This is a genomic window from Sphingobacterium shayense (assembly GCF_013179575.1).
Lineage (GTDB): Bacteria > Bacteroidota > Bacteroidia > Sphingobacteriales > Sphingobacteriaceae > Sphingobacterium > Sphingobacterium shayense.
In genome coordinates this window covers 1-12,633 of record NZ_JABMCQ010000131.1, presented here as the reverse complement: position 1 = coordinate 12,633, position 12,633 = coordinate 1, and the positions used below count along the sequence as shown (strand labels likewise).

Sequence of the window (12,633 nt, the reverse complement as noted above, 5' to 3'; positions counted from 1 at the left end):
GGAAAAACTCAAAAAATAACGTTAACGGTTGCTTAACCGTTAACTAGGATGACTATTTTATTTGACGATATAAATTAATTAATTGGCATACCAACGTCTGAAGACAACGATTCCTCAGGAAGATTAATACTTTGTGAACCTAAAGTATATGTGGCTTTTACCCGACTTCGTTTGTTATCCTTAAGCACGACATAACCCTTAAGATCAACACGCACAGTCTTATCCCGCAGCAAGTTCAAATGTCGACGGCCTATATAAAGAGCGACAGAAAGCTTCTGCCCAGGAGTTCCTTGTGCATCAAGGTATAGTTTATCGAAGTTTCGGATATGGAATTCTTTTATCGAAAATCGCACATTCGTAACAAGGACTCCTTTGGCGTCTCCTTTGCCTTCTATCAACTCCAATAACAGTGACCCACGCAATAAATGATCTTGCTTCTGCTCGGATTGATCCCATTGTAACGACGGACTAAGCGAAAAGAAATTGTTAAATCTAAGTGTCGGCAGCACGTTATTAAATAGATACCAAAGGGCGGCAAAGACTAGTATGCCAGAAGCAGCAATTAAATAAATAGATAATGTTGTCATAATATTTTTTGGAACAGCTATAATTTCAAAACGGCGTTGTCTGTTACCAATACTACTAACGGCGCATCACATGGAATAGTATTCGTCCATCAAAAATTGACATAAAGTTAATAACGAGAAAATATACAGAAAAGTATGGGAAGAAAATATTATATGCAAAATTTTGAATGTGACTATCATTAGAACACATTCAAAATCAACGGGTTTTAATTATAAAAGCTAGATAGCTAATTTTTGACTATTGTCAAAAATTGTAGAATTTTTTATCGGATTATCTTTCAATAATCCAAAGATATCGTATTTTGTAGCAACCTGGTTCAATGCATTTAAATGCCTTTCGTGGTGCATATCGGTACCGACCAGATCATACATCCCAGATTTCACCAACGTTAAAGCGGCTGATTTAACATGCTCACCGTAATACCGTGATATGGAAAGGAGATTGAGTTGGAGCAAACACCCTGCATCTTTTATTTCCTTATATACTTTAAAATTTTGGTGATAATAATTGTAACGTTCCGGGTGAGCTAAAATCGGTTGATAGCCTTTTTCCTGAACATCTTTAATAACTTGAAAAAGAGCTTTGGACTCCGCTAAGTACGACATTTCTATAAGCATATGCCGATTCGGAAGTGGGCATATATTATCATTTTGGACTAAAGTATCAAGATGGTCGTCGACCATATATTCTGCTGAATACTGTAGATCAAACTTTACGCCCTGCACATCTAAAGCCGTTTTCAGCTTTTGATATGCATCATGAATTGTTTTTGGTGTGTTATTATGCACGCCATGCATAACGTGAGGAGTCGCAACACATTTATTAATCCCTAACTCTTGTAGTCCGCGAATAAGTTTTAAAGAATCTTCAATACTTTTACTGCCATCATCGATCCCGGGAAGGATATGATTATGCATATCGCATCCAACCCAAGTAAGTTTACCGGCTGAGGGGACATTATGGCTCTTTTTTTTAAATAATTTATTCCAAAGTGACATTTTTTGTAATCTAAGTTAATTCCGCCCGAATTGAATTGCAATATTACTTTGATTTAACCATAAAATCAAACGAAAATTGTAACCAAAACGCTACTTTTCCTCAAATCAACGTCGAACTCTCCTTTTCAAGCTGTTCGTAAACATTTTTAACTTCCTGAGCGTGAGACTTATTCATTATCAAGACCGCGTCTTCGGTATTCACCAGAACGCAATCTGAAAGCCCTAGAAATACAGTCTTTTTGTCTTCGCCAATAGCAATATTCCCATTCTCATCATGGGGATGTCCCTTTTCCACTAAATAATCATATAATGAGTCAAACGACCCCATATCTGACCATTGGAAAAAAGAAGGCACTACTTTTATGCTGTCGCTTCGTTCCATAATTGCATAATCCACACTCTTCGCAGGGATCTTAAAGGATAAATCTTCATCCAAAATCCCAGAATCTGAAGCTTCAAATGCCGCCTTAGCTGCCGAGAAAAGCTTCGGATCGAACCGCTCTAATTCGTTTAAATACGTAGACGATTTGAAACAAAAAATCCCAGAGTTCCATAAGAAATTACCTCGCTTCAAGAAATCTTTAGCGGTTTCGAAATTTGGCTTTTCGCGAAAAGATAACACATCATTCCCCGTCGATTCTATATAGCCATAGCCCGTTTCTGGCCGTGTGGGACTAATTCCGAAAGTCACTAAGTTCCCTTCTTTAGCAAACTCTATTCCCCTTTTTATCGCCTGTAAATACTGTTCCTCTCCTTCGATTAAATGATCAGAGGGAGTAACAACTAATATATCTTCAGAATCGACTGACAACGCAGCAAAGGCAATAGCCGCGGCAGTATTCCTTGGAACACTTTCTATAATAATATCATGATTAACATGTTTTAACTCCTCCTTAGCGAGATCGATATTTTTAACCGAACCAACCAGTACAACGTGTTCACAAACTCGTTGATTTCTTTCAATGGTCAAACCAAACAGGGACTTGCCGTTGAACATTGGTAAATATTGCTTCGGCTTTGACTTTCGAGACAAAGGCCACAATCTGGAACCGACTCCTCCAGATAATATCACATTTATAATTTTTCCCATAAAACTAGCTCGCGACTTGCCCCTCTATAGGGAAGTGCATTTCAACTAAATCTTTTGTCACCTTATCCTGATTCATAAATAACTGCGCGCTGGCTTTAGCATCTGATAAAGGATCATGATGATTGAGTTCAATTCCCATTATATTACAACAAATACTCAATTTTGTTTTTTTAAATCCTTTTGCGCGGTAAATTTTACTCGTACACTCCCAGAGTGAAGGAAGCCCAAGCTTTTTATAATCCAGCGCATAGAAGCCCATCGTTTTCATCAAGACCTCACGGTCGAACTTCTCATTATGAGCCACCATTTTGGCACCAATTAAATATTCTTTAATCTGTGGAAACAATTCTAAGAAGGTTGGAGCTAACACAGTATCCTTCGGCTTAAGCCCATGAACACGAGTGGTTTGCCACATATACTCATTCTTTGGAGGTCGGACCAAACTATGATACTGTTTGGTAATCACGCCATCTTCAACTTTTACGATTCCCACAGCACATACACTTGTATAAGCGGCGGTGGCTAGTTCAAAATCTATTGCTGTAAAAGTCATTTTATTCTTTTTACACAAATATAAGTTATTTTTAATAAACAATAAGGAAACGGTTACTTCACACCACCGTACTCCGCTAGAGTCAATCAGCTTTTTTTACCTATGCATAGACTAAAATCTCTTATGTTACTAATTTCGACCGATCACACCCTTAAAAAGTATCAAAACAATACGGCCTAAGATTTACTCCTAGGCCGCATCGACTATCAATAAATAAAACTGACTATTTTATTGTAAAAACGGTTGCGACTCCACGTTCACCGGCATGATCAAACAGTTTATTGTCTGAAGGGTGGTTTACAACGCCTTGATCTTTAACCCAAGCAGTCGAAGAACCTCCTCCATCCATGTTCATTGCTGCGGCACAGCCCAAGGCTTTCATTAACTCTCCTAACTGAGGTGTTGTTAATCCTTGCGACTGCGATGATCTTCCATCAATAACCAAAACGATTAAATGGTTTTCCTTTGTCACTCCTACTGCTGTCCTAGGGTGTCTATTGGTATTGAAAGCCTGGTCCATCTGCTCGACCACCTCTCCATTGTACACAAGCAAAGGTCCTCCGGCAAGAACATAATTTGCATCTAAGGCTTCCCATCCGGTGCCCGGCCTCTTTTCAATAGTAACTCTTCCATTCGTTGAAATCGCCAAAGCTGAATTTTCTCTATAGCTCGTGAATCCCTGTTTGGTTTGCGTTATAATTTTTCCAGCATGCTTAAAAAAAACGGTAGAACCACCTATAGACGTATCAAAATAACTCCCATTAAACGCCAGGGTTGCACCCGCCTTCTCGGCAGCCTCGCTAGTTTTCAGAAACCCAGAGGTCACATGCGGTATATCAATCTTAATCCCTGATTGATTCAGGTCTACATCGAACATCGTGATATATTGACGAGAATCAAAGATATTATCAAACTGATGTTTCTTCCAAACCATCCCGTCGGCTACCGTTTGGGTCTCCCATTGCGTTTGCTCCAACAGTTCGATTAAGGATTGTGTATCATCGGCGCTCTCTATGGGAGCAGGTAATTGCTGCCCCTGTAATTCATAATCTTCGCACGCTCCTAATACCATCAAAAAGCATAGCGATATATAAATGATGTACTTTTTCATATGTTCTTTCGTTTTTAAATTTCGTTTATTATTCTACAATGGCGCCCATCGTCGTTTTACCGTCGCGCGAAGCACCATTATAATCTTTTTCAATCTCCTGACTTAACGCCGGGTTATATTGTTGACTAACCCCACTTAACGCGGCTACATTCATACCGTATTCTAAGGCGGGATTGCTATTACCGATCGGCAAAAACACCGAATTAAGCATATTTCCAGCATTAAACGTAGCTCCGTCGATAACGGAATTAGACGCATCGTACGCTCTAGATCCGACAATACTGCTCTTAAAGATTGGTGCAATCGCATCGTCTTCGTATGCATCGACATCCGAACTACCCTCAACCTGTTCGTTCCCGGAAATTATGGAATTTATAATAGTTAACTTATTGGCATTTTGCCGGCGATAAACGCCTCCTCCGGGACCGGAAATATTATTCTGAGTTATCGTTGAGCTGATAATGTGAGCCTCAGAATTGTCATACAACATAACTCCTCCTCCTCCGTTTGAAGAAGTACTCTTATTGCCATTTATTAGACAGTTAACCAAATAGGTTTTAGAGTTTCCTCGCGCATAAACGGCAGCACCGTAAGAGGTTCCACTATTCCCGCTTACTGAAGAATTATACATGTAGATAAATGCATCCGGAAAAGCGTGAACCCCAGCCGCCGTACCTCTGGCATAATTATTATCAACTGTTGAGTTAAAGATATATGCTTTTGAGCCTTCAACCCAAAGCCCTCCTCCGTTTGCATCAGCTTTGTTGTTATCCACATGTGAATCATAGATAAAAAGCTCACTCCCAGTAAGAGCATAGATTCCAGCAGCATATCCGGAAACGCCTCGGACATTGGATGTCGTATTTTCCACCACATTAACTTGACGAAGAACCAGCCGTGCCCCACCAACAACAATACCAGCACCATTCCCTCTGCTGATTTCCTTCCCATTCACTTTTATTTTTGTGTTCCGGTCTGAACCATTACCATCACGAATTGTCACTCCTTGGAGCTCAACCTTCTCTTGATCACCAAGGGGTGCCGTAATAGAAACAACATGAAAAGACGATGCTCCAGATGGTAATTTCCCAGAAAAAATAGTAGGATAAGCCTGGGCATCAGGTTCCGTGTCGGCTGCGGCGTCAGCAGGGTATCCACCTACAATTTTTATATTTTTACTAATTTCAAAAGTACGATCTGCATCTTCCGCCGCGTCTCCTCCTGAAATAGTTTTGCTCGGAGTATAAGTTCCCTCTGTTAAATGTATTTCGCTACCGCTGGTCGCCAACAAGAGGGCATTATCCAAATTTGTCGCGGTCGTCCATGATCGACCGTCTCCTTTGCCGTCGGGTTTCACATAAAAAACATTAATCGTTCCTGCCTCTTGGATCACAAGAATTTCACGGTTTAATTCTTCATTAATATGAACTTGAATAACACCCGAACGTTCCTCTTCTTCGTTTTTAGTCACATTAAAGGATACTTTCTGTTTACCTTTCTCTCCTTGGGGTTGCTCAAAGCGAATCCAATCTACGTCAGCAGAAACGGAATACTTTACGCTTGTCAATAGATCAAAAGAATATGCAGCATCTTTATTCGAAACGTCCATATATTCGGTCCCGACCATCAATACATCCTGAAGGTCTTTATTATCCTTTCTACAGCTGAAAAATGTCAACACGAACATGAACGATAATCCGAGAAGGTATTTGAAACTGCTTTTATAAGCTACAGTCATAATCTATTTAATTTAATTTTTTTAATTCTATCTCGGTTACTTCCAGTTAGGATTCTGCTTCAGATTTTTGTTCAGCTGAAGATCTTCTAACGGAATTGGATAATAATAGTCTTTGGCTTCATCAAACATTCCACCTTGCGGAAACGGATCAATATTCCCCTTGTTTGCATCGCTATTTCCCGTTTCAGGATCCCGTAATTTACGCTGTTGAATATTAATCGTTGAAGTCACCGTGGAGGGGGCACCTGAATTTGTACCACGATAAACAAAAACATCCATTTTGCCGTCGCCAGTAAAATCATAGGATCCAACGCTAGGGAAGTACATCCCGACCATAGGCTTTTCAAGTTTTTTACCTTCTTTCCAACGCATTAAGTCATCCCAGCGAAGACCTTCGTTAAACAGTTCAACGCGTCGTTCTCGACGGATCTCCAAAATAATTCCCTTATTTGCACCATCGCCCACATTCGGATATAATGATGCTTGATAAGCATCTGGAGACGCATTGGCCTGAGCGACGTTTAAACCCGGCATGCCCACACGGGCGCGCAACAGATTTATCGTACGATTAACGTCCTCTTGCGTTATGGTTCCTAACTCTGCCTTCGCTTCCGCGAAGATCAAAAGAGCTTCAGCATAGCGAAAAAGTATAATATCAAAATGTCCTGAGCTCCACTGATCTCGAGAAGGAAGTGCCTTAATCAATCGGTATCCAGTCGTTGTCAAATTTAAGGACACCGGTTCAGGATTGTTTTGTCCTATTACTCTAAAGTCAGGTCCCGCAGTGGTTTGCACCAATCTTGGATCTCGATTTTGCATCTCTTCGAGATACCCCTTGGTCTGAAAATCAGATAAATCGGTGAAACGCCCGCCGTCAGTCATCAGATACGAGTTCACTAGATCTTTTGTCAGTCCCCACGAACCAGCTGTCGGCGAAGTCATTAGATAAGCGAGGTTATGAGTTTCCATTCCCCGTTCAAAATCTGCAGCTAAAATAGTCTCGGTGGCATCTTGATTATCTCTAGCAAACAAATTGCGGTACGAGTTCTGGGTACCGCCTGTTGTAAACAGCGTATATGCCCCACTTTTCATGAGTTCGTCCGCCGCGCTCGCTGCCGCGTTTAGAAATGACTCATAGCCATCAATATTATGGTACTTCCTAAACGTTCCTTCATATAATCCTATCCGGGCTTTTAGGATTAAAGCAGTATATTTTGTGATTCGGTTCAACTTTTTTTCCGCCGGAATATTCGAGATAGCAAAATCGATATCAGCCATAACTGAGTCCATAACAAGTTGTCGTGAATCACGTGCTTTATAGAGATCTTCATCGCCTGCATTTAATACTTTACTATACCAAGGAACATCTCCAAAACGCTTAACTTTATCAAAGTAAAAATAGGCCCTAAAGAAACGAGCAATACCACCATAGGTTGCTTTCGCAGTTTGGTCCTGTACTTTCTCGTAATTTTCTAAAAAATAATTGATTTTTCTCAGTGCAGTCCAGCTCCACCCGCCGGTACCACTCGCGGTCGGTACAATACGGTTCCCCCGCACCCTATCGGCAGCGATCAAGGGAACGATGTTGTCCGAAGACGCATCATCATTATAAACCCCCGTAGTAGATAAAATGGTGTAGAAATTATTTGTCGCAACCTCAAGATCTTCTGGTGTGTTGAAAAAGAACTCTGCTTCTATCTGATCTTCCGCTTGACGATCTAGAAATCCCTTTTCGCAAGCAAAGAAGACAAATGTCGCCAAACAAGCGAACACATATTTTATATATTTCATCATATACTTCTCTTAATCGGTTATAAACTGATATTCACTCCAAATGAAAACGTTTTACCCATAGGGTAATCACGTAAATCTGCGCGACTGACAGCCGAGCCTGGTGATGAATAATTAATTGCAGATCCTGCCTGTTCTGGATCTATGTATTTAGTTAAACCTCCAAATGCCCATGTGAAAACGTTCTCACCGCTCAGGTAAAAACGTAAACGATCAACATTTATCTTCCTCGTCAAACTTTGGGGAAGTGTGTAGCCTACGGTCAAATTTTTAACGCGCATATAAGCCACATTTTCAAGGTAATAATCGTTCATCTCATAAAGTGACCTGCCGCCATTTAAAGAGGTATAGCCACGATAGATTTGCGGATATGTGTTAGCCGGTTTTTCAGGAAGCCAAGCATTATCAACGAGATCTTTTCGTATAAACGATAAATAAGGCCGTTGATACGGACCCCAATAAACATCGCCCGTCGGATACCAGTGTTGTTGTCCGACACCCGCTATCGCAACCGACAAATCTATACCCTTCCACGAAGCTGACATATTTAAACCAAATGGAAACTGTGGCATTGCATTTCCAATAGGGCGGATATCGCCATGGTCATCAAGGGTGTAATTGCCCTCGTCTATCCTTCCATCTCCATCGCTATCAACGTACTTAATATCGCCTGCTTTCAACCTGTTCCAATCACTATTTTGCACAACATTAAGTTCGTAATTGTAAACCTTACCCAATGAATTAGAAGGATTCTCGAAACTATTCTGATATGCGAGGGCCTCTTCATCCGTTTGAAACTGTCCGTCAACATGGTAACCCCAGATCTGACCAAGCCGTTGACCTTCCCAATAAGTACTCATCAGTCCATTTGGATTATCGTATTTTGTGATATATCCTTTAAAATTAGACACATTTGCCGCAACATTAAATGCTAATGGGGATCCCCCGACATCGAAGCTATTGCGGTAACTGATTCCAAGCTCAAAACCCGTATTCTTCAATGCTGCAAAATTTTCTTGCGGTTCATCTGCTCCAAAAACAGCAGGAAGCGGCTCTCCAGGCAAATACATTCCATCGGTAATTTTATTGTACCAATCGAAATTCACAAAAAGCTTATTTTCGAGAAATCCAATATCCGCACCTATATCAAAGCTCTGCGTACTCTCCCAGGTCACGACTTTAGGAAGTGGTGCAGGTGCGTCGGCAAAATATATTCTTTGTCCATCTTCCAACCAAGACGATTGGCCAACTTCCATTAACTGTTTGAAAGTATTAACGTCTACCGTTTGATTACCTAAACGACCATACGAGCCGCGGATTTTCAAGGAAGAAACGTAGGGTTTTATTGGATCCCAAAAGATTTCACGATCTACCTGCCAACCGGCCGATATTGAAGGGAAGAATCCCCAACGGCTGTATCCCGGAAAACGAGAAGAACCGTCATAACGGGCATTTATCTCTAATAGGTATTTGTTTTTATAGTCGTAGTTAAATCGTCCGAAGTATCCCTGTACCGCCCAATCAAGTGTAGCTCCCGCAATATTAAACATCGTCGTACCTAACTGTAAATTAGCTAGTTCACGAATTAATAACCCATCCATCTGCGCAGCAACACGATCCCTGTCGAATTCCTCTTGGTTAAATCCTAAAAGTAATTTAAAATTGTGATCATCCTGTATGGATTTTTGATAGGTCCCAAAGATATTCAACGCTTTGTACTTGTCTTTCCAACGCCACTCTCCCAACCTATTTATTCCGGTGGTTATATAATCCAGCTTACCTCCCGAAAGGAACTCAAATTCATTGTAACGATATGTTCGCCCCGTATTATCGAATCTATGACTGTAGTCTAAGTTCAATTCCAATCCCTCAAACGGTTTTACTTTAACTCGAAAAGTGTTGGTAAATTCCTCAGTATTAAATTTCATCCAGTTGTTACGAGCTTCCATCGCAGCATGTCCACCCTGTCCACCTTGTCCGCTCACGCCAATATCCGCCGGTACACCATCAATGTGACTCGGATAAAAAGGAAATAAGTTATACCATGTTGTTGTGCTCCACAACCCTCCGTAGCCGTTACGAAATCCCCCGTATTCTTTATCGTATTCATTGATAAATTGAATGTTATTAGAAATCTCAAGCCAGTGGTTGGGCGTAAAAGTTAGATTTGCTTTAATATTATAACGGTCCATGTCACCATCATCAGCTATATTATTGATTGTTTCCCTCTTGAATACTCTTCCTGACATATAACCTTTCAATTTGTCAGTACCTCCCGATACGGAAACATTATGAAAATTTGATGGCTGATATTTTTTAAATAGATAATCGTACCAATTGGTATTGTAGAAAAACTTATAGCTGCCATCAGCTTGCAGTTCATGAAAAGGATCTAATTGACCATTTGCGACCAACTTTATTGTTTCCCAATCCATGTCGTTATAGCCTGTATAACTAGTACCATTATAACCATATAAAGCGGCGTCAACAGTCTTGCCGTATATATAAGGATCTGAAATGAAATCTGTTCGCGTTGTAGGAGTTGTCCAACCAAAGTTGTTTGTGTAGTCTACTTTCATTTGCCCCACTTCCCCCTTTTTAGTAGTTATCAGAATAACGCCGAACGACCCTCTAGCACCATAGATAGCCGCCGATGCTGCATCTTTTAAAACTGTCACACTTTCGATGTCATTCGGATTAACGCGGGTAATATTTCCTTCAATTCCATCAATTAATACCAATGGACTACCGCCATTAATCGAGTTAAATCCCCGAACATTTATGTCGGGGGTTTTAGTCGGATCTCCCGTATTAATTTGGACATTTAAACCAGGTAATAATCCTTGTAGAGCACTTGTAATATTTGCATCGGGTCGCAGTGCGATGTCTTTTGCGTCAATCTGCGACACGGCACCGGTCAAGTTTGCACGCTTTTGAACACCATATCCAACCACAACAACCTCTTCCAGATCACTGATTGCGAGCTTCAAGACTACATCCACAGGCGTTCCGCTACGAAATGGCACCACTTGCTCTTGATATCCCAGTGAACTAATAACCAACTCACCTTGGTTCGTCGCTAGATCAAGCACGAAATGTCCTGTTTCATCCGTTGCAGTCGCCATATTACTATTAACGAGTTTTACCGACGCTCCCACCAAAGGTTCTCCGCTTTCGGTCACCACTGTTCCACTGACAGGGCTTTGTTCCGCCACCATCTCCGATAGATTATCCGTAGAGGGTGCTTTTTTAATTAGAACGGTTTTGTTTTCAATAAAAAAAACGAGACCTTTCGGTGATAGACATTTTTTCAACACGTCCGACAGATCCTCATTTTTCACGTTAAGATCGATTTTCCCTACGTTTTCAAGTTGTGAATTACTGTATAGAAAGTCTAGGTTAGTTTGTCTCTGAATCATGGTCAACACGTCCGATAATTCTGCGTTCGATACGAATAAACTTATCTTTTGTGCACGTGTAGATGCGCTGGCATGTACCAAGAAAATAAAGAGAAATAAAGAGAGCATTTTCATAATAAGAAAGCACTTATATAATCGCCCCCTATGCGGCGACAATGCAACAATATTTTTATACATTTGATAGGTATTTGGTATTATTTAATAACTGATAGTTTCCAATTACATTGAACGAAGGGGGTGTTGGTAGCGCCTCCTTCATCAATTTTGCTGACCGAGCTTATTTCATAACAATCACCCTCCTCCCTTGGACAACAAATTTCAAATCGGAAACTGAAGCGATAGCATCTAATAAGTCTCCCAGTTTTTTAGATCTCTTTATACTACCTGTAAAATTATCAGGAGAAACGACTTGCATTTGTACTTCTTCGATTGGGTACCATTTCGCTAGCTCCGTTAGAATTTCGCCTACAGGTTTATCGTTAAACCGGAAATAGCCTTCTTTCCAGTCGACAATTTCATTGATATTTACATTTTTATTCAGTACTATGTTCGAGTTTTCACTAACCACAGCTTGTTGGCCGGGAATAAGTCTTAATTTATTATTGCGAGCAGAAACATCAACTGATCCTTGGATCAACGTTGTTTTAACAGCAGCATCCGCTGAATAGGCGGAAAGGTTAAACTGCGTGCCTAAAACTTTTACGACACTATTTTTAGCTCTAACAATAAATGGTTTTAATTTATTACGGGTAACATCAAAGAAGCCTTCTCCGTCAAGCTCAACATTGCGATCTTTCTTCCCATAAGACGCTAAAATTGTAATGGTCGACCCCGAATTGAGCCATACCGCAGTACTGTCTGGCAAAAATATACGAAGTGCGACACCTTTAGGTGCAGATAATGTATGTCGATCGTTTTCATTAAAATAACTATCTGCCTGCACATTGCGCCGCATTACTATACTACCGTCCTTCGATCGAGCGATCTCCAGCCCTTTGTGTCGTAAAGTATCTTCACTTGACGCATCAAACAACATTTGAGTTCCATCAGCAAGTGTTACTAATGCATTATCATCAGGTAGCTCAAGTCGCTCATTTGCAATTTTTATCGATTCCTCCGGTAATGAGGAACTCTCTGGTGTAAGAAATTCTTTTCCATAATACACAAGCATACAAAAAGAAACCACCACACACGCAGCAGCAACACGATAGATACTTCGTCTATACCATGGTAAAATAGTACGTACAGGCGGTCTAACTATATCGATCTTTTTCAAAATGCGGTCGAATACTACGTCCTCACCGACAAACTCATTATTTTCCTCAATAGATACATTTTTGTCTAC

At 40.6% G+C, this 12,633-nt stretch carries 9 protein-coding genes; all 9 read right to left on the bottom strand.

The window, feature by feature from the left end; all coding sequences use genetic code 11:
- Window positions 1–74: 74 nt before the first annotated feature.
- Window positions 75–587 (bottom strand): hypothetical protein, encoded by a 513-nt coding sequence (locus HP439_RS14070; protein WP_172390976.1) that lies wholly within the window; start codon window positions 585–587, stop codon window positions 75–77.
- 219 nt (window positions 588–806) lie between these two features.
- Window positions 807–1,586 carry a tyrosine-protein phosphatase gene (locus tag HP439_RS14065; RefSeq protein ID WP_172390975.1) on the bottom strand — a complete coding sequence of 260 codons (780 nt, stop codon included), beginning with the start codon at window positions 1,584–1,586 and terminating at the stop codon, window positions 807–809.
- 100 nt (window positions 1,587–1,686) lie between these two features.
- Window positions 1,687–2,676, bottom strand: a complete 990-nt coding sequence (locus tag HP439_RS14060) for a mannose-1-phosphate guanylyltransferase (protein ID WP_172390974.1) — start codon at window positions 2,674–2,676, stop codon at window positions 1,687–1,689.
- A 4-nt stretch (window positions 2,677–2,680) separates the two neighbouring features.
- On the bottom strand, window positions 2,681–3,229 hold the full coding sequence (locus HP439_RS14055) for an exonuclease domain-containing protein (protein WP_172390973.1): 549 nt from the start codon (window positions 3,227–3,229) through the stop codon (window positions 2,681–2,683).
- A 223-nt stretch (window positions 3,230–3,452) separates the two neighbouring features.
- Window positions 3,453–4,340 carry a phosphodiester glycosidase family protein gene (locus tag HP439_RS14050; RefSeq protein ID WP_172390972.1) on the bottom strand — a complete coding sequence of 296 codons (888 nt, stop codon included), beginning with the start codon at window positions 4,338–4,340 and terminating at the stop codon, window positions 3,453–3,455.
- Between the two features lie 28 nt (window positions 4,341–4,368).
- Window positions 4,369–6,078 (bottom strand): BACON domain-containing protein, encoded by a 1,710-nt coding sequence (locus HP439_RS14045; protein WP_172390971.1) that lies wholly within the window; start codon window positions 6,076–6,078, stop codon window positions 4,369–4,371.
- 36 nt (window positions 6,079–6,114) lie between these two features.
- Entirely contained in the window at window positions 6,115–7,872 is a 1,758-nt protein-coding gene (locus HP439_RS14040; protein ID WP_216657856.1) for a RagB/SusD family nutrient uptake outer membrane protein, read from the bottom strand.
- Window positions 7,873–7,889: 17 nt separating this feature from the next.
- Entirely contained in the window at window positions 7,890–11,402 is a 3,513-nt protein-coding gene (locus tag HP439_RS14035) for a TonB-dependent receptor (RefSeq protein ID WP_172390970.1), read from the bottom strand.
- 163 nt (window positions 11,403–11,565) lie between these two features.
- On the bottom strand, window positions 11,566–12,633 hold a 1,068-nt coding region (locus HP439_RS14030), incomplete at its 5' end, for a FecR family protein (RefSeq protein ID WP_172390969.1).